The sequence below is a fragment of the Bradyrhizobium sp. P5_C12 genome (assembly GCF_054049735.1).
In genome coordinates, this window is sequence record NZ_JBFULU010000051.1 from 1 (window position 1) to 18472 (window position 18472).

Genomic DNA, 18472 nt, shown 5'->3' on the forward strand with positions numbered 1-18472 from the left:
CCCCGTAAGAACGGGGAGAGGGAGAGCACCTGCAAACGCGGCGGCGATGCAATCTAGCCTTATTTTCCAGGGTGAATCGCGCTGCTCCTCGCACAAAGAGGCCGGTCGTCGCTTGTCGAAAGCATCGAATCAGCTTTAGCAAGGCTGCTTGCGGGCCTTTGAAACAAGGCAAAAACCGCTGACCCAGGCCTCTTCCGCTCAGGAAGTAGCTAAAAAGCAGGGTTTTTTGCCACAGGGGGCCAAAAAAGCCCGTAAAATCGCGACAAAACTGTGCAGAAGGCTATAGGCCTTCGCCGGTTGGTCTAATATGCAACCGGCAACGAATCAGAGGAGACACGATGCCAGCCCAAATGTCCAAATCGCAGTTGATCGAAAAGATTGCGACCGCCACCGAGCTTTCCAAGCGCGACGTCAAGAGCGTCATGGAGACGCTGACCGACGTCGGCCACAAGGAGCTCAAGAAGAACGGCCTGTTCCTGGTGCCGGGCTTCGCCAAGTTCGTGGTCATCAAGAAGCCCGCGACCAAGGCGCGCAAGGGCACCAACCCGTTCACGGGTGAAGAGATGATGTTCAAGGCCAAGCCGGCCCGGAAGATCGTCCGCGCCCGCCCCGTCAAGGCCGCCAAGGACGCTGTGGCCTGATAAAGCAAAGGCCCCCTCGCAGGAGGGGGCCTTTTGTCTTGAGCGACTGCGAGGGCTGAAACGGAGGGGTCAGCCCTTGCGGCGCTTCACCCGCACCGGAACCGGCTGAAGCCGCGGTCCCGGTGGCGCCAGTGCATCACGCACTTGGTCGATCACGCGATCGAGCAATTGGCGCAATCGCTGTGCCTTCCGCGATCTCTTCGCTCTTTCCAACAATCCACGCATTGCCGTCACTCCGCCGCTTCGACATTGGCTTCGGCCGGCTCGAGCGCTGCGGCGATGGCCTCGTCGACGCGTTCGAGCCAGATGAATTCGAGGTTGTCCCGCGCGCTCTGCGGGATGTCGTCGTAGTCCCGCTTGTTGCGCGCCGGCAGCATCACCCGCTTCAGTCCGGCAGCGGCCGCAGCCACCACCTTCTCCTTGATGCCACCGACCGGCAGCACCAGGCCGCGCAGGGAGATCTCGCCGGTCATCGCGGTGTCGCTGCGCACCGTGCGGTTGGTGAGCAGGGACGTCAGCGCCGTGAACATCGCGACCCCCGCGCTCGGCCCGTCCTTCGGGGTTGCGCCCGCCGGCACGTGAACGTGGATGTCGTTCTTCTCGAACAGCGATGGATCGATGCCGAGCTGCGTGGCCTTGCTCTTCACGAGCGTCATCGCAGCCTGCACGCTCTCGCGCATGACGTCGCCGAGCTGGCCGGTCAGGATCATGCCGCCCCGGCCGGGCACGCGCGAAGCCTCGATGAACAGGATGTCACCGCCGACCGGCGTCCAGGCGAGCCCGGTGGCGACGCCCGGAATGCTGGTGCGCTGCGCGATCTCGCCTTCGAAACGCGGCTGGCCGAGCACGGTGGCGACGTCTTTTGCCGTCACCACGACCTTGGCAGCCGTGCCCTCGGCGACCTGCACCGCGGCATGGCGGAATATCTTGCCGATCTCGCGCTCCAGGTTGCGCACGCCGGCTTCCCGGGTGTAGCCCTTGACGACCAGCTTCAACGCGTCCGGCTCGATCTCGGCCTGCTCGGCCGTCAGGCCGTTGGCCTCGAGTTGACGCCGCACCAGGTAGCGGCGTGCGATCTCCAGCTTCTCCTCCTCGGTGTAGCCGGCGAGGCTGATCAGCTCCATGCGATCCAGCAGCGGGCCCGGAATCTGGTCCAGCATGTTGGCGGTCGCGATGAACACCACGCGCGACAGGTCGAACGGCACGCCGAGATAGTTGTCCCGGAACGTTCCGTTCTGCTCGGGGTCGAGCACCTCCAGCATCGCAGCCGAGGGATCGCCCTGCACGCCGCGGCCCATCTTGTCGATCTCGTCCAGCATCATGACGCAGTTGCGCGTGCCCGCCTTCTTGATGCCCTGGATGATGTTGCCGGGCAGTGCGCCGATATAAGTGCGCCGGTGACCGCGGATCTCGGCCTCGTCATGCACGCCGCCGAGGCTGACGCGCACGAAGGGGCGATCCATCGCGCGTGCGATGGATTGGCCGAGCGAGGTCTTGCCGACGCCGGGCGGGCCGACGAAGCACAGGATCGGCGCCTTGCCCTGCGGAGCAAGCTTGCGCACCGCCAGATATTCGATGATCCGGCTCTTGATCTTTTCCAGGCCGAAATGGTCGGCATCCAGGATGCGGCGCGCCTCCTTGATGTCGATCGGCTTCTCCGCGGGCAACGCCCAGGGCAGCTCGATCAGCCAGTCGAGATAGGTGCGGACCATGCCGGATTCGCCGGCGGCATCGGGCATGCGCTCGTAGCGGCGCAGCTCCTTCTTGGCGTGCGCCTCCGCTTCCGGCGGCATGTTGGCCTTGGCAATGGCAGCCGTCAGCTCGGCGACCTCGGCCGCCTTGCCGTCGCCTTCGCCGAGCTGGCGCTGGATGGTCGCCATCTGCTCGCGCAGGATCGCCTCGCGCTGCCGCTCGTCGAAGCTGGCGCGGGTCTTCTGGCCGATCTCGTTGGAGATGCGCAGCACCTCCAGCCGCTCGGCCAGATGCTTCGACACCTTCTCGACCCGCAAGGCGAGATCGATGGTCTCCAAGACCTCCTGCTTGTCCTGCGGCTTGATGTCCATGAACGAGGTCGCGAGATCCGCCAGCGCGCCGGGCGCGGTGGTGCCCTGGAACATCGCGGCCAGTTCGGGCGGCGCCTGCGGCAGCAGCTCGATCGCCTCGATCGCCTGGCGCTGCAGGTTCAAGGCACGCGCCTCGATCTCGGGCGAGGTCGTGGTCGGCTCCGGAATCTGCTGGATCCGCGCAGCCGGGAACGGCGTGCCCGGCAGGAAGTCGAGGATCCGCGCACGCTGCACGCCCTGGCAGACGATGTGATGGGTGCCGTCGGGCGCGGTGATGTAGCGCACGATGTTGGCGATGGTCGCGACCCTATAGAGGTCGTCCGGCCCGGGTTCTTCGGTCTCCGGGCTGCGCTGCAGGACGATGCCGACCGGCCGCTGCTCGCGCAGCGCTTGCTGCGCCGCGGCGACCGACTTCGGCCGCGCGATAGCGATCGGCGCGATGGCGCCGGGGAACAGGACCATCTCGCGCACGGGGATGATGATCAGCGCATCTTCGGGGATCTTCACGTCGGAATTGTTTTGCGTGGCATTCATCTGTTCGGTGGCCATGATCGACCTCAGGATTTGGCGAGGCGCAGCGCGACGCAGCCGTCCATCACGAAGCGGCTGATGGCGTAGCGGCCAACGGGAAGCGCGATGCGCCGCTCAAAGCGGCCCTGCGGCAGCTCGAGCCGGTGGATGCGGGCGTTGCGCAGCTCCGGCGGCAGCGTGCGCTGGCCGGAGATGACGAGCACGCCGTCATGGATCACCGTCTCGACATTGTCGGGATTGACGCCGGGAAGGGCGACCAAAATCAGGAGCTCACGCTCGGTTTCGAGCACGTCGATCGGGGGTTCCCAGCAAGCTTCCTGGCGGCCGAACTGCTGGCGCAGCCGTTCGGCGCGGGTCAGCGAGTCCAGGGCTTCGGACAGCATCCAGTCGAGGGGATTTTTGGGTTGCATGGCAAACTCGGGGAAAGGCGCTGCGATTGGAAGATCAGCATATGGGGATGGTTCCCCGGAAATCCAGCAGCGCGCATTCGGAGCATGCCTGGCCCTCTGACTGGAGAGCATCCTCGCAGTCAAGCGTTTCGGCGCCGCGAATATGTTCCGCGGCGCCAACAGTTGGGCCGGCTCGGCTCAGGCCGCAGCGCGGTATTCCTCTTCCGCCTCAATGTTGATCACGGAGGTGGCGAGCTCGGTCAGGGTTTGATCGGTCGTTTTTTCCTCGTCGAGCGTCGCCTGGAGCAGCCTGGCGGCGTCCGGCATGCCGAGCTCTTCGGCCCAGGTGCGCAGCGTGCCGTAGCGGGAGATCTCGTAGTGCTCGACGGCCTGGGCTGCGGCGAGCAGGCCGGCGTCGAGGGCAGGGGCATTCTTGAAGTCCTTCATGATCTCAGCCCCCTCATCGGTGATGCCGTTGATGGCCTCGCACGGCTTGCCGCGCGCCGGCTTGCCCAGCATCTTGAAGATCTGGTCCAGCCGTTTGACCTGGCCCTGCGTCTCACGCAGATGCTTGGTGAAGGCCGCGGAGAGCTGCTTGGAGTGAGCCGCCTTCGCCATCTTCGGCAGCGTCTTGATGATCTTGTTCTCGGCGAAATAGATGTCCTTCAGCGTCTCGAGGAACAGGTCGCTCAACATCTTCGGCGCCTGACGCGTGCGGCGCGCCGCGGTCTTCTTGGTCGTACGTTTCTTTGCTCGTTTAGCCATAAATCCTCCTCTTGAGGGGCACGGGAAGGCGCTCCCGTCCTCAATCCTCGCGCGACCAAGACTCTGCGAGGGCAAATGTTCCTCGCGAAGGCCGCCTCGAGCCGTTATGGATTGCGGCTGCACCTCGCGTGAGACCGATCCGCATGCTCGATTTCGCCCTGTCCGCCTTCGTGACGCTGCTGCTGGTGGTCGATCCTGTCGGCCTTGCGCCGGCCTTCCTCGCCGCGACCGGAGGCATGCCCGACAAGGTCAAGCGGACCATCGCGCTGCGCGCGCCGCTGATTGCGGCGTCGATCCTGGTGGTGATCGCGCTGGTCGGAAACTGGCTGCTGCGCCAGCTCGGGATCGGCATCCCCGCGTTCCAGATCGCCGGCGGGCTTCTCCTGTTCGGCGTATCCTATCAGATGATCTTCGGCGATCGCCCGCATCGCGAGGCGCGCGAGGCTGACAAGGCGACCGCGGAGCACGCCTCCGACGTCGCGGTGTTTCCGCTGGCCATCCCCATGATGGCCGGCCCTGGCGCGATCGCGACCACACTGCTGTTGACGGGCGATGCCGGCTATGGGGCGAGACTCGCGATCATCATCGCGGTCGTCCTCTCGGTCTGCCTGCTCTGCATGCTCTGCTTTGCCTCCGCGAGCCTGATCGCGCGCACCCTCGGGCGCACCGGCAACGCCGTGCTTTCGCGCGTGCTCGGCATGCTGCTCGCAGCCTATTCGGTGCAGTTCGTGATTAACGGCATCGCGGCCGTCCGGATGAGCCTGTCATAGGGCTGCGACAATCTGTTAATTTATTGATTTTACGGTGGATTTCGTGGTCTGCCGGGGCGCCGGCAAGGCGGAGCGCGATCCGGCCCGCTTTCTCTTGCGCTGCCATATTGCTTTGACGTACTCCCCATCTCACAAACGCCCGTCGCCAGGAAATCGGGATGTCGATGACAGCGGACGAACTCGACAAGAGACAGGCCATCATCGACGCCTGCCGCCGCATGAATGCGCTCGGCATCAACCAGGGCACCTCGGGCAATATCAGCGTTCGGCACAAGGACGGGCTCCTGATCACCCCGACCAGCGTGCCCTATGACGCCATGACACCGGATCAGATCGTGTTCATGGCGATGGACGGCTCGCATGCCACCAACCAGAAGCCGTCGAGCGAGTGGCGCTTCCACCGCGACATCCTGAAGTCGCGCGACGACGTCAGCGCGATCGTGCACGCTCATCCGACCTATTCGACGATCCTGGCGATCATGGGCATGGAGATCCCGCCGGTGCACTACATGATCGCGGCCGCCGGCGGCGACAGCATCCGGTGCGCGCCCTATGCCACCTTCGGAACAGTGGAGCTGTCCGAGCACGCGGTACGGGCGCTGGAGGGGCGTCTCGCCTGCCTGCTCGACCATCACGGCATGATCGCTGTCGGCAAGACGCTGGACAAGGCGATGTGGCTCGCCGTCGAGGTCGAGACGCTGGCGCGGCAGTATCACGGCTGCCTCCAGATCGGAAAACCGCCGCTGCTGTCGAGCGCCGAGATCGAGCGGGTCCGCCAGCGCATGGCCGGCTACGGCATGTCGGACGGGTAGGGCAGGCAGGCGGTGTTCGCGCGGATCAGGCATATCGTCGATCGCAAGGGATCGAACCGCGTCATGGTTCGCCTGCGCGCGCTGCTGCGCAGCAACGAGTTCTACCTGATTCCGCTTGCGCTCGTGATCGGCACGCTTGCCGGCGCCATCGTGACGCTGATGGCCGAGATCGCGCAGATCGCCCACGTCGTGATCTACGGCATTCCCATCGATGTCCGCCTCTCCGCCAACGCCCGCATCAGTCCCTGGGCGGCGCTGATCGCGCCCGCGCTCGGCGGGCTGGCGCTCGGCATCATGGAATGGTCGCGGCGGCGGCTGAAGATCTCGAACGCAGTCGACCCGATCGAGGCCAACGCGCTGCGCGGCGGCAATCTGTCGATGCGCGACAGCATGGTGGTGTCGAGCCAGACGCTGATCTCGAACGGCTGCGGCGCTTCGGTCGGCCTCGAGGCCGGCTATACCCAGATCGGTTCGGGCATCGCCTCGCTGCTCGGCAAGTTCTTCAATCTTCGCCGCACCGATCTCCGTCTGATCGTCGGCTGTGGTGCCGCCGCGGCGATCGCAGCAGCCTTCGGCGCGCCGATTACCGGCGCCTTCTACGCCTGCGAGCTCATCGTCGGTGTCTATTCGGTCGGCAGCGCGGCGCCGATCCTGGCGGCCTCGCTTGCCGGCGCCCTGACTGCGCAATGGCTCGGCGGCGCGCCGTACTCCATCGAAATACCCAAGGTCAGCGCCGTCGGCGTCGAGCAATATCTGGCGTTGATCGGGCTTGCGCTCGTCACCAGCGGCGTCGGCATCGCGGTGATGCGGTCGTCTTCGATGTTCGAGCGCCTGTTTGCCTGGCTGCCGGTCTGGCTGCGCCCGGTGATTGGCGGCCTCATCGTCGGCAGCTTTGCCATCGTCACGCCGCAGGTGCTGGCGGCCGGCCACGGTGCCATGGTGCTCGATCTCTTTCACGACATGACGATCGGCCTGATCGCGGTGATCATCGCTTTGAAGCTGACGGCCTGCCTGATCTCGCTGGCCTCGGGGTTTCGCGGCGGTCTGTTCTTTGCCTCGTTGTTCGTCGGCAGCCTGATCGGAAAGTTCTTCGCCGCGGTCCTTTTGCTCATCAGTCCGGAATTCGTGATCGATCCGCTGGTCGCAATGCTGACGGGCATGGCGACGCTTGGCGTCGCCATCGTCGGCGGTCCCTTGACCATGTCGTTCCTCGTGCTCGAGATGACCCGCAACGTCGACGTTACCGCGGTGGTGCTGGCCGGCTGCATCGTCACCTCGATCTGCGTCCGCTTCATGTTCGGCCACTCCTTTTCGACCTGGCGCCTGCATCTGCGCGGCGAGACCATCCGTAGCGCCAACGACGTCGGCTGGCTGCGCAACCTCACCGTCGAGCGCCTGATGCGCTCGGATGTCGGCAAGGTCCCGTCGACCACGACGATCGCCACGGTCCGCCGCGAATTCGCGCTGGGATCGCGGCCCGGAATCGTCATTGTCAACAATGCGGACGAATATGTCGGCCTCGTCCTGCTGCCCGACCTGTTCTCAGGCGACCTCGACACCATTGCCGACGACATCCAGGTGATCGAGCTGGCGCGCCTGACCGAAATCGTGCTGATCCCGGAAATGAACGTGAAGTCGGCGATGGCGGTGTTCGACGAGGCGGAGGCCGAAATGCTGGCGGTGGTCGATTCCACCGATAGCCGCAAGGTGGTCGGCTTCCTCACCGAGAACTTCGCCCGCCGCCGCTATGTCGAGGAGATCGACAAGGCGACGCGCGGCGTGCTGGGCGCGCTGTCGTAAGGACATCCGCCGGGCCGTTCGCACGCGCGACGGACTTGCCAGATCGCCCACAACCTCTAGTCTGGAGACAGGCGGCGGGGCGACCGCCCTGGCCGCGCTCAGCGACGAGGGACGTGCGATGTCCGACACGCTTCGCCTGTTGCTTGCCTTGCTCGACCTTGGGCCGCAGTTGAAGTCCCTGCTCGGCGAAAGCTGGCCCACCTACAGCGACGAATTGCTAGAGCTGGCCGGCCGTGCCGGCCGGGGCGATGACCCCGATGAGGTCCGCCGCGCGCTCGACGCCCTGGTTCAGCGTCTGCTCGCGGAGGCCCCGGCCGCGGAGCTCGTGCGGCGCGCCGTGCAGCAGACAGCGCCGGCTGCCGCCAAGGAGGTCGTGATCCGCCGCGGCCGCGTTACGCCGCCGCCCATTGCCTCGGAGATTGTACGGCCGACCACAGACGAGGCGACCGGGATCGTCGCGATCCCCATCTTCTACGGCACGGACCGGGCACGCGGAGACAATACGCCGGCGAGGTACTTTGGCGGCGCGCGCGGCGCTCTCGCGTTCGGGATCGCGGAGGTCAGCGTGCCCACGCGCGGGCGCACTCTCGGCGAGCTGACCGGTCCGAGCTGGTGGCGCCTCTCATTTTCGGCCAATCCGGAAAAGCATGTGATCCTCAAGAGCGTCGGGCCGCTCGGTCGGGATGTTTTCGTCACGCGCCTTGCGGACTCGCTTGCCGCGGCCGACGAACGCGACGTTCTCGTCTTCGTGCACGGCTACAACGTGTCTTTCGAGGATGCGGCGCGGCGGGCCGCGCAGATCTCCGTCGACCTGAAATTCGCCGGCAGAACGCTGCTGTATAGCTGGGCGTCGGCGGCGGACGCGAAGCAGTACACCGTCGACGAGAGCACGATCGACTGGTCGCGCGATTATTTCGAGGCATTTCTCCAGCTTGCGCTGAACGAAATCGGCGCCCGCGAGGTTCATGTCATCGCTCACAGCATGGGCAACCGGGCTCTGGTCAACACGCTCGAACGCATGGCGTCATGGCAACTGCCGGCGGGCGCCGCAAAGCTCGGTCAGGTCATCTTTGCCGCCCCCGACGTCGACCGCGACCGCTTCGTCCAGCTCGCCGCGAAATTCAAGGGCTGCGCCAGGCGCTGCACGCTCTATGCCTCGTCACGCGACGTCGCGCTGCTGGCCTCGAAATTCGTGCACGGCTATCCGCGGGCGGGCGAGGCCGGCGAAGCGCTGCTGGTCGTCGACGGCGTCGATACCATCGATGCATCGCTCGTCGACACCAGCCTGGTCGGTTTGCGCCATTCCTATTTCGGCGACAAGCGCTCGATCCTGAACGATATGTTCAACCTGATCATGCAGCAACTCGCGCCTGACCAGCGCTTCGACCTTCAGGCCGCGGGCGATGCGCTGAAAAAATACTGGAGGTATCGGGCCTAGCGGTCACGCAGCCACGTTCATGGAAGCGGGACGGCGAGCGCCATGCGCCGCCGCCCACGCCGGCTACTGGCCTGGTTGAGAGGGTGACGCGACGAGGCAGGCGACGATCCGGCGGACCATCGGTAGCACCACGAGCAGCGTCGGAAAGGCGACGAGCCATGACAGCCCCCAGGCGCCCGGCCATGTCGCGAGGAATGCCGGCGTTGCGCCGAGGCTCCTGAGTGTCGAAATGACCGACACCACGGCCGTCATGAGAATGGAAAGCACGAATGGCATGACGATCGGCGCATAGCGCGCCGGCAGTTTGCGAACCGCAATCATCTGATTTCTCTTGGGGAAAAAGACGCGTCAGTCACGTTGAACCTGCGAAAATGGCATCGATCCCGACGACGTCGGTTGATGCGTTGGTTCACGTGAAACGCTTACGGCGACCGAAAAACGGCGCGGCTGTTCACTAACCGCTCAGGTTGAATGGATCAAGCTGGATCTGGAAGTTCGGTTTACAATCGTTCAAAGCGTGGCAGATTGCCGCGATCATGAAACCATTTCAGTGGTTTGCGCATTATAGATCGTTTGCATATCTCTTTTTTGGGCGAGAACAGAGGAAGATTGAGATGATTGGACCTATGACTTCGGCAGCCGGCCGCAATGCGGTGCTGGCCGCGTTCGCAAGCCTCGCCCTGGTCGCGGCCTCCGCGACGCCGTCCGCTGCAGCCTCGTCCGGGACTCCTTCCAGGGCGGCCGTCGCTGGCCAGGCTGCGTCCGACGCCACCGATTTCAGCGCGGCCAAGCGCCGTTACTATCGCCGCGGACCGAATGCTGCAGCCCTCGCCATCATGGGCGCGGCGACCGGCCTGGCCGTCGGCGCGATCGCCGAAAGCCGGCGCCGCGACTATTACGAGGACCAGTACTATTACGATCGCGGCCCAGGCTATTACGGTGGTCCAGCCTATTACGGCGGTTCCCACTATTACCGGGGGCCGAACCGTCCTTCGGCCCCTTACATCCCTGGAGGCTATTGTGCCGGCGGAGGCCCCTCGGCCGTCTGCGGCAATTACGACCATTGAGTTCGGACGCAGCTGTCGGGCCCGACAGCTTCGCAGGTATTGCCATGGAGTGGGTTAGCGAAAGCGTAACCCACTCCTTTTTGTTTGCCGCTTCGCAGTCGTGTCGCGAAGCCAGGTCCGCAGCATTCCCACTTTCACATCATCGTCCTGCAGGCGCCGACAATGCGCCGTTGGCATAACGCGACCAGTCCGGCTCGGTCGGCTGCGACGGCCAGATGGCGGCGTTGGAGTCGCGCACCGATTGGGTGATGTGGGCGGGGTGCGCCTTGCGGACGTGACGGCGGTCGCTTGCGGCGGCGGCCTGAATCGTGATGGCGGCAATCAGCGTGACGCCGAGAATGGTGAGGGCCTTTTGCATTGTTGTTTCTCCCGTGACGACGGCCAGGTTGTGAGACATGTGTTCGTCGTCTCGGCTGACATGGCGACACGCCCCGCCCAATATCAGCCACGCTCGCATCACGATGGGGCGAGCAAATTTTTTGGTCTCGGCTAAATATTCGGCAATCGCCCGGTTGGCCCCGATGGACTTGACCGGCGCAATCCGGTTGAATGGAGCCAATTGAGGTTTTAGGCGACAACGATGTCGAGATATCTGCTGGTCCTTCTGCTGATCGCCTCGCCGGCTGCGGCGCAGGTCAAGCTGGCCCCAAAAACCTCGGCGGCTCATCCCGATCCCTGCGCCCCGATCGGGCGGACCGCGGACGGCAAGCTGGTCTATTCCATGAAATGCGAGAACCTGCCCGCACCGCCTCCGCCGCCGCCGCAGGCGGAACTGAAGGAGGCGCCGCAGCCTGCCGCCGAGCCGGAGCCGGAGGTGCGCCGGAGCGGCATTTTCGGCTGGTCCTACGACCGCAGGTGACGGGCCGCGCCACTTGCGCGAAGCCCTCTGGAATGCTCTTTGCTTGAAAGTTCCCCGTGGGGCCTTTAGCCCCCGATCCAGAGAGATGAGATGAGCAAACTCGTTATCCGCGCCGGTGATTTCACCTTCGATGCCCGCTTCGAGGAGCAGCTGGCGCCCAAGACTGTCGCTGCGTTCCGTAAAGCGCTGCCGTTCGAAAGCCACATCATCCACGTGCGCTGGAGCGGCGAGGCGGTGTGGATGCCGCTCGGCGACCTCGATTTCGGCGTCGGCTATGAGAACCACACCAGCTATCCCGCGCCGGGCCAGATCATCCTCTATCCCGGCGGCATCAGCGAGACCGAGATCCTGATGGCCTATGGCGGCGTGAGCTTCGCGAGCAAGATGGGCCAGCTCGCCGGCAATCACTTCATCACGGTGACCTCGGGGTTGGAGAATCTGGCGACGCTGGGCAAGAGCGTGCTGTGGAAGGGCGCGCTGCCGATCCGCTTCGAGGAAGTCTGAGTGACTGATACCCGCTACCCGCGCGATCTCCGCGGCTACGGCCGCAACCCGCCGCATCCGCAATGGCCGGGCAACGCGCGGGTTGCGGTGCAGTTCGTCGTCAATTTCGAGGAGGGCGGCGAGAACAACATCCTGCACGGCGACCGCGCCTCGGAAGCCTTCCTGTCCGACGTGCTCGGCGCGCAGCCCTGGCCGGGCCAGCGCCACGCCAATATCGAATCGATGTTCGAATATGGCTCGCGCGCCGGCTTCTGGCGGCTGTGGCGGATGTTCAACGAGCGCAAATGGCCGACCACCGTGTTCGGCGTCGCCACTGCGCTGAAGCGCAATCCGGAAATCGTTGCGGCGATGAAGGAGTCCGGCTGGGACATCGCCAGCCACAGCCTGAAATGGATCGAGCACAAGGACATGACCGAGGCGCAGGAGCGCGCCGAGATCGCCGAGTCGATCCGCGTCCACTTTGAGGCGACCGGATCGCGGCCGCTCGGCTGGTACACCGGGCGCTCCTCGATCAACACCAACCGCCTCCTGATGGAGGAGGGCGGCTTCCTCTATCTCTGCGACTCCTATGCCGACGACCTGCCCTATTGGGTCAAGGGCGCGAACGGCAAGCAGCTCATTATTCCCTACACGCTCGACGCCAACGACATGCGCTTCATCAACCCACAAGGGTTTGCCGAGGGCGAGCAGTTCTACACCTATCTGAAGGATGCGTTCGACGTGCTCTATGCCGAGGGCGAGACCGCGCCGAAGATGATGTCGGTGGGGTTGCACTGCCGTCTCGCCGGCCGGCCCGGCCGCGCCGCGGGGCTGATCCGCTTCCTGGATTACATCGGCAAGCACGAACGCGTCTGGGTGCCGACGCGGCTCCAGATCGCGCAGCACTGGCACGACAAGCACGCGCATCTTGCCGCCGACGCCTTCGAGATCGGGTGAAGACGTGATGTCGCAAATCTCGCTCGCCGATCTCAACGCCGCCGACAAAGCCGACTTCGTCGCGGCCCTCGCCAATGTCGTCGAATATTCGCCGTGGATTGCGGAGAAGCTCGCCGGGCAGCGGCCGTTCACCGGCATCAACCCATTGCACACCGCGCTGATGGCCGCGATCCAGAGTGCCGAGCCCGATGTCCAGATGGCGCTGATCCGGGCGCATCCCGATCTCGCCAACAAGACCCAGCGCGCCGCGGGCCTGACGGCGGAATCGACCGACGAGCAGAACAGTGCCGGCCTCGACCGGCTGTCGGACGCCGAATATGCCGCGTTCGAGCGCGTCAACAATGCGTACCGTGAAAAGTTCGGCTTCCCCTACATCGTCTGCGTGCGCCGCCACACCAGGGATTCCGTGCTGGCCGACTTCGAGACGCGGCTGCTCAATATTGCCAAGACCGAGACGCGACGTGCGATCGAGGAGATCGGCCGCATCTCGGCGCTGCGGCTCGACCAGCTCGTTGTCGCCGACGACAAGCTCAAGGTGCACGGCCGGCTCTCGACCCATGTGCTGGACAATCACGCCGGCAAGCCCGCGCCGGGCATTCCGGTCGAGCTGATTGAGCTTGCGAATCTCGGCGAGAGCCGCGTCGTCGCGCGCACCGTCACCAATGCGGATGGGCGTACCGATCAACCGTTGATCGGCGGCCGTCCGCTTCCGATCGGCCGCTACGAGCTTCGCTTCCGCGTCGCCAAATATTACGCCGAGCGCAACGTGCCGCTGTCGGAGCCGCCGTTCCTCGACGAGATCCCGCTGCGCTTTGCGATCAGCGAGCCGGAAAGCCACTACCACGTGCCGCTGCTGGTCACGCCCTGGAGCTATTCGACCTATCGCGGCAGCTAGACATGCTGCGCGGATGACGCGACTGCCGCTGCATCTGCCTCAGCCGCAGCACCGCCGCTCAAGCCGTTGAAGAAGGCGTTGAGCAGCACCGAGACCACCGCACAAAGCAAAATGCCGGACTCCAGCAGCGGCTGGAGATCATGCGGCAGGTTCCGGAAGAAGCCGGGCGCGGCGAGCGGGATCAGGCCGAAGCCGATCGAGATCGCGACGATGAAGAGATTGTAGCGGTTGGTGCGGAAATCGACCGAGGTGAGGATGCGCGCGCCTGTTGCCGCGACCATGCCGAACATCACGAGGCCCGCGCCACCGAGCACGACCAGCGGCACCGCCTCGACCAGCGCGGCGAGCTTCGGCAGCAGGCCGAGCCCGAGCATGATGCAGCCGCCCGTCACCGTCACCCAGCGCGACCGCACGCCGGTGACCGAGACCAGGCCGACATTCTGCGAGAACGAGGTGTAGGGAAAGGTGTTGAAGATGCCGCCGAGCAGCGTGCCGACGCCGTCGGCGCGCAAGCCCCGGCTCAGGGCTTCGCGGTCGATCGCCTTGCCGGTGATGTCGCCGAGCGCGAGGAACATGCCGAGCGATTCGATCATCACCACGATCATGACGACACTCATCGTGATAACCGGCACGAGGTGGAATTGCGGCATGCCGAAGCGGAAGGGGATCACCAGCGCGCCCCAGGAGGCGGCAGTGACCTTGTCGAAATGCATCACGCCCAGAATGGTTGCGAGTACGGCGCCGGCGACGATGCCGAGCAGCACGGAAACGTTGGCGAGGAAGCCGGTGCCCCATTTGATCAGGCCGAGGATGAAGAGCAGCACGAACAGCGAAATGCCGAGCCCCTGCAATTGCCCATAGGCCGGATTGGGAAAGCTGCCGGCGACGCCGTCAACTACCTTCGTCAGCGTCGGCAGGCCGCCGCCGGCCCAGTTGATGCCGACCCGCATCAAGGAGATGCCGATGACGAGAATGATGCTGCCGGTGACCACTGGCGGAAACAGCGGCAGCAGCCGGCTGACGAAGGGCGCGGCGACGATGCCGAAGATGCCGGCGGCGATGACGGAGCCGTAGATGCCGAGCAGGCCGATATCGGGCGCGGCCGCCATCGAGAGCATCGGTCCGACTGAGGCAAACGTCACACCCATCATCACCGGCAGGCGGATGCCGACGCCGGGAAAGCCGAGGCATTGCACCAGCGTCGCAATCCCGCAGGCGAACAGGTCGGCGCTGATCAGGAAGGCGACGTCCTCCGGCGGCAGCTTCAGCGCGCGTCCGATGATCAGCGGCACCGCGACCGCGCCGGCATACATCACCAGCACGTGCTGGAGCCCGAGCGCGAGCAGGCGCGGGACCGGCAGGACCTCGTCGACGGGATGGACCTCGCTGCTCATGAATGAATCCCCCGAAATAGGCCTAACCAAATTTGTCGTGCAGGGCCGGAAACAGCCGGTCCGGCTTGAAAGGCGGCGCCGTGAAGCGGATGCCGGTGGCGTCTGCAATCGCGTTGCCGAGTGCGGCGGCGACGGGATTGTACGGGCTCTCGCTCATCGACTTCGCGCCCAGCGGCCCGATCGTGTCGGAGGTATCGGCGAAGAAGACCTCGCTGCGCGGCACGTCGGCGAAGGAGGGCAGGTGATAGTCGCGGAATTTCGGGTTGGTGACGCGGCCGTCCGCGTCGATCACCATCTCCTCGTAGAGCGCTGCACCAAGCGCCTGCGCCACGCCGCCCTCGACCTGGCCGCGGCACTGCATGGGGTTGGCGACGACGCCGGCGTCCGCCGCCTGAACGCTCCTGAGAATCTTGAGCTCACCCGTGCCCTTGTTCACCGCGACGCGAAAGCCATGGACGTTGAAGCCGACCGAGCGCGGCGTGCCGCCGGAATTGCCGCTGGCGGTGAGCGGCTGCCCGCGCTCGCGCGCGAGTTTCGCCAGTTCCGTGAATGACATTCGCCGGACACCGCTGACGACGAATTCGCCTTCGAGCACACAAGTCGCGACATCGCAAAGCCAGGCGGCAGCGGCCGCTGCCTTCAGTTCGGCCGCAAGCCGCACGGCCGCCGCGTGCGTCGCCTTGCCGGCAACAAAGATTCCCGCGCTGCCATAGGCGCCGGTGTCGTGGCCGCCATGGGCGGTGTCGGACTGGCGCAGGCAAATCCTGTCCACCGTCGTCGCCAGCGTCGTCGCTGCGATCTGCCGGTGCACGGTGCTGGTGCCGTTGCCGAACTCGGCGGTACCGACGGTGAGGTCGAAGCCGCCGTCGTCGTTGAGCGCGATCATGGCATCCGCGATGTGGCCGGCCGGCGGCACCGTGTCGATCATGGTCAGCGCGATGCCTTCGCCGATCAGCCACTCCGGCGACAGCTCGGGCTGCGGCGTGTCGGCTTGCATCGCGCGTTCGACGAGGTCGAGGCACTGGTCGAGCCCGTAAGAGCCATAGAGCACATCATGGTATTCGGACGGCGGCGGTGACAGCATGGGATCGCCGGGCTTGACGATGTTGCGGCGGCGCATGTCGTAGGGACTGATGCCGAGCTGCCTTGCCAGTTCATCGATTGCGGCCTCCACCGCGATCAGCGTTTGCGGCAGGCCATAGCCCCGAAATGCGCCCGCCGGCACCGTGTTGGTGTAGACGGCGACGCCGTCGACCTTTTTGTTGGGGCAGTTGTAGACACTGATGGACTCGGACACCGCGTGAAACATCACGGGGCCGGCGTGATTGCCGTAGGCGCCCGTGTTGGAGAGCACGTCGAGCTGGAGTGCGGTGAGCTTGCCGTCCGCATCAGCGCCCGCCTTGATGTGAACCCGCATCGGGTGCCGGGTCGAGGTCGCGATGAACTGCTCTTCGCGGGTGAGTTCGAGCTTCACGGGGCGTCCAGTCTTCAGCGCAGCGAGCGCCAGAATGTCCTCGACGAACATCTCCTGCTTGCCGCCAAAACCGCCGCCGACGCGCTCGCAGAACACGCGGACCTTGTCCATGGGAAGCGCGAAGATGCCCGACAGCGCACGCCGGGTCAGGAACGGCACCTGTGTCGAGCAGCGGACGTTGAGCACGCCGGAATCGTCGAGCCAGGCAAGGCCGCCATGGGTCTCCAGCGCGGCGTGCTGCACGCGGTGGCTGTGGAAGGTGCCTTCGAAGGTGACGGCGGACGTCGCGAGCGCGGCGGCCACGTCGCCGAACTCGCCATGTGTCTCCGCGACGAGGTTGCGCCGGGCGTCGGCAACGCGGTTCTCGGTGGTTCGATCGGGATGAACGATGGAGGCCCCCGGCTCCATTGCCCGCTCGGGGTCCACCAGCGCGGGCAGGATCTCATATTCGACCTTCAGCCTGCGACATGCTTCCTCGGCGGCGGCTTCGCTCTCGGCGACGACCGCGGCGACCCTCTGGCCGATGAAGCGGACGACGTCATCGAGGATGCGGGTGTCCTCGGGATCCATCCAGTCCTTCTCGTGCCGCGCGGTCGAGAACAGCACCGGCGGCCCGTCTTCATGGGTCAGCACCGCTTGCACGCCGGGGACGGCCAGCGCCGCCGCTTTGTCGATCGCGACGATTTTCGCGTGTGTGTGCGGCGAGCGAAGCAGCTTGATGTGCAGCAGGCCGTCGATGGCGGTGTCGAAGGTGTAACGCGCCTTGCCGCAGACAATGTCAGCGCCCGCGGGCGCCGGCAGACTGCGGCCGAACGCAGCGCCGGCCTCGATGCTCTCCTCGACATTGGTCTTGCCGAGGATCGCGTCCTCGATCGCACGATAGCCGGTGCAGCGGCAGATGTTGCCCTTCAGCGCAACTCCGAGATCCGTGCGCTGGGCCTGGTTCAGCGAGGCGCAGGTCAGGATCATGCCGGCGGTGCAGAAGCCGCATTGGAACCCTTGCGCGTCGAGAAAGGCCTGCTGCATCGGGTGCGTGCCACTGTCCCCGCCAAGCCCTTCGATCGTGGTAATGGCGCGGCCCTCGGCGCGGAAGGCAGGGATCAGGCAGCTATGCACCGGCTCGCCGTCGAGCAGTACCGTGCAGGCGCCGCAATCGCCGGCGTCGCAGCCCTTCTTGACGCCAAAATGGCCGAGCTCACGCAGGAACGTGCGCAGGCACTGGCCTGCGCGCGGCTCTTGCGAAAACGGCTTGCCGTCGATCTCGAAGCTCATGGCCGTGCCGTATCCAGCAATTCGCCGCGGATTTCCTCGGCCAGCCGCAGCGTCATGTGCTTGCGCCAGAGCGGCTTGCCGTGGATGTCGGTGTGGTACAGGTCGTCGGTGATCTCGTCCGAGACGGCTGCGCGGAGCGCGCTCGCATCGGGCAGCCCGGGAAATGACAGTTGGATCGGCCGCACGGTCGACGCGGTCACCGTCAGCGTCAGCGCACCGTCGCCATCGAGGCTCCCGATCAGAAGCGCCCCGGAGCGGCCGACCGGCGCGAGCGAGATCTGGCGAAACGCCGAGCGACGCTTCAGTGCAGCGATGGGAATATCGATCTGTCGCAAGAGGTCGCCCGGCGCCAGGCGGTTGCGCTGGTTGCCGGTGACGAAGTCGGCGACGGGGATCTTCTGCTCGCCGCCACCGGCCTTCCAGATGGTGCAGACGCCATTGAGCGCGGAGGTGAGCGAGATCATCGGTCCCGCCGGCAGCGACATGCAGAGATTGCCGCCGACCGTCGCGGTCTTCCAGATCTTGAAGGAGGCGAGGAAGGCGCGGCAACACTGGCTGATCAGCGGAGCTGCGAGCCAGTCGGCCGGGCAGGCGAGGCCATCGAGCTGCGCGATGGTGCAGGTCGCGGCAACGCTGAGATGGCTTTCGGTGATCGTCAGTGCGGGCCATTTCAGATCGGTGAGATCGACCAGCCGCGTCAGGTGCGCCTGTGGTTCTGAGAACAGCCAGGTGCCGCCCGCGAGCCAAGCATCACCTGGCGTCCAAACGGGCAGTTGGGAACGCGTTTGCGGATGCGCCACCGCCGTGATGGTATTCAAGTCCATGGCTGCGCCAGTGCCTCGATCGGAGGAACTACTCTACC

General features: G+C 65.4%; 18 protein-coding genes. 10 read left to right on the forward strand and 8 right to left on the reverse strand.

Annotated elements, in window-relative coordinates:
- Positions 1-338 precede the first annotated feature (338 nt).
- Positions 339-641: an HU family DNA-binding protein gene (locus ACXJMY_RS31560; protein ID WP_008139488.1), complete on the forward strand. Its 303-nt coding sequence runs from the start codon at positions 339-341 to the stop codon at positions 639-641.
- Between the two features lie 230 nt (positions 642-871).
- Here the strand turns inward: ACXJMY_RS31560 and lon are convergent, their stop codons facing one another.
- From lon to ACXJMY_RS31575, 3 genes are all read right to left on the reverse strand, one after another.
- On the reverse strand, positions 872-3253 hold the full coding sequence (gene lon / locus ACXJMY_RS31565) for an endopeptidase La (RefSeq protein WP_456623252.1): 2382 nt from the start codon (positions 3251-3253) through the stop codon (positions 872-874).
- An 8-nt stretch (positions 3254-3261) separates the two neighbouring features.
- Positions 3262-3645 (reverse strand): Hsp20/alpha crystallin family protein, encoded by a 384-nt coding sequence (locus tag ACXJMY_RS31570; protein ID WP_456623253.1) that lies wholly within the window; start codon positions 3643-3645, stop codon positions 3262-3264.
- Between the two features lie 177 nt (positions 3646-3822).
- Positions 3823-4389: a YciE/YciF ferroxidase family protein gene (locus ACXJMY_RS31575; protein WP_456623254.1), complete on the reverse strand. Its 567-nt coding sequence runs from the start codon at positions 4387-4389 to the stop codon at positions 3823-3825.
- A 143-nt stretch (positions 4390-4532) separates the two neighbouring features.
- Between ACXJMY_RS31575 and ACXJMY_RS31580 the strand changes: the two genes are divergently transcribed.
- From ACXJMY_RS31580 to ACXJMY_RS31595, 4 genes are all read left to right on the forward strand, one after another.
- The gene (locus tag ACXJMY_RS31580) at positions 4533-5159 is read left to right on the forward strand and encodes a MarC family protein (protein ID WP_456623255.1); all 627 of its coding nucleotides are present in this window, start codon (positions 4533-4535) and stop codon (positions 5157-5159) included.
- Between the two features lie 158 nt (positions 5160-5317).
- Positions 5318-5971: a class II aldolase/adducin family protein gene (locus tag ACXJMY_RS31585; RefSeq protein ID WP_456623256.1), complete on the forward strand. Its 654-nt coding sequence runs from the start codon at positions 5318-5320 to the stop codon at positions 5969-5971.
- Positions 5972-5983: 12 nt separating this feature from the next.
- The gene (locus ACXJMY_RS31590; RefSeq protein WP_456623257.1) at positions 5984-7771 is read left to right on the forward strand and encodes a chloride channel protein; all 1788 of its coding nucleotides are present in this window, start codon (positions 5984-5986) and stop codon (positions 7769-7771) included.
- Between the two features lie 118 nt (positions 7772-7889).
- On the forward strand, positions 7890-9209 hold the full coding sequence (locus ACXJMY_RS31595) for an alpha/beta hydrolase (RefSeq protein WP_456623258.1): 1320 nt from the start codon (positions 7890-7892) through the stop codon (positions 9207-9209).
- A 63-nt stretch (positions 9210-9272) separates the two neighbouring features.
- On the opposite strand, the gene ACXJMY_RS31600 is transcribed toward ACXJMY_RS31595, so the two are convergent.
- Positions 9273-9530, reverse strand: coding sequence for a DUF2798 domain-containing protein (locus tag ACXJMY_RS31600; protein WP_456623259.1), 258 nt, complete (start codon positions 9528-9530; stop codon positions 9273-9275).
- A 305-nt stretch (positions 9531-9835) separates the two neighbouring features.
- Between ACXJMY_RS31600 and ACXJMY_RS31605 the strand changes: the two genes are divergently transcribed.
- Complete coding sequence (locus tag ACXJMY_RS31605; protein ID WP_456623260.1) at positions 9836-10276, forward strand: hypothetical protein; 441 nt, start codon at positions 9836-9838, stop codon at positions 10274-10276.
- A gap of 139 nt (positions 10277-10415) precedes the next feature.
- On the opposite strand, the gene ACXJMY_RS31610 is transcribed toward ACXJMY_RS31605, so the two are convergent.
- Positions 10416-10835, reverse strand: a complete 420-nt coding sequence (locus ACXJMY_RS31610) for a hypothetical protein (protein WP_456623261.1) — start codon at positions 10833-10835, stop codon at positions 10416-10418.
- A 21-nt stretch (positions 10836-10856) separates the two neighbouring features.
- Between ACXJMY_RS31610 and ACXJMY_RS31615 the strand changes: the two genes are divergently transcribed.
- From ACXJMY_RS31615 to uraD, 4 genes are all read left to right on the forward strand, one after another.
- On the forward strand, positions 10857-11135 hold the full coding sequence (locus ACXJMY_RS31615) for a hypothetical protein (protein WP_456623262.1): 279 nt from the start codon (positions 10857-10859) through the stop codon (positions 11133-11135).
- A 90-nt stretch (positions 11136-11225) separates the two neighbouring features.
- Positions 11226-11639, forward strand: a complete 414-nt coding sequence (locus ACXJMY_RS31620) for a DUF3830 family protein (RefSeq protein ID WP_456623263.1) — start codon at positions 11226-11228, stop codon at positions 11637-11639.
- Positions 11640-12575 (forward strand): allantoinase PuuE, encoded by a 936-nt coding sequence (puuE, locus tag ACXJMY_RS31625; protein ID WP_456623264.1) that lies wholly within the window; start codon positions 11640-11642, stop codon positions 12573-12575.
- Positions 12576-12582: 7 nt separating this feature from the next.
- The gene (gene uraD / locus ACXJMY_RS31630) at positions 12583-13470 is read left to right on the forward strand and encodes a 2-oxo-4-hydroxy-4-carboxy-5-ureidoimidazoline decarboxylase (protein ID WP_456623265.1); all 888 of its coding nucleotides are present in this window, start codon (positions 12583-12585) and stop codon (positions 13468-13470) included.
- Here uraD and ACXJMY_RS31635 read toward each other — a convergent pair.
- The 3 genes from ACXJMY_RS31635 to ACXJMY_RS31645 are packed head-to-tail and all read right to left on the reverse strand — an operon-like array spanning position 13467 to position 18434.
- Entirely contained in the window at positions 13467-14864 is a 1398-nt protein-coding gene (locus ACXJMY_RS31635) for a nucleobase:cation symporter-2 family protein (protein ID WP_456623266.1), read from the reverse strand. The two genes, uraD and ACXJMY_RS31635, sit on opposite strands and share 4 nt — an antisense overlap.
- Before the next feature lie 22 nt (positions 14865-14886).
- Positions 14887-17610, reverse strand: a complete 2724-nt coding sequence (locus ACXJMY_RS31640) for a molybdopterin-dependent oxidoreductase (protein WP_456623267.1) — start codon at positions 17608-17610, stop codon at positions 14887-14889.
- Complete coding sequence (locus ACXJMY_RS31645) at positions 17607-18434, reverse strand: FAD binding domain-containing protein (protein ID WP_456623268.1); 828 nt, start codon at positions 18432-18434, stop codon at positions 17607-17609. The genes ACXJMY_RS31640 and ACXJMY_RS31645 overlap by 4 nt, the downstream gene beginning before the upstream one ends.
- Positions 18435-18472 lie beyond the last annotated feature (38 nt).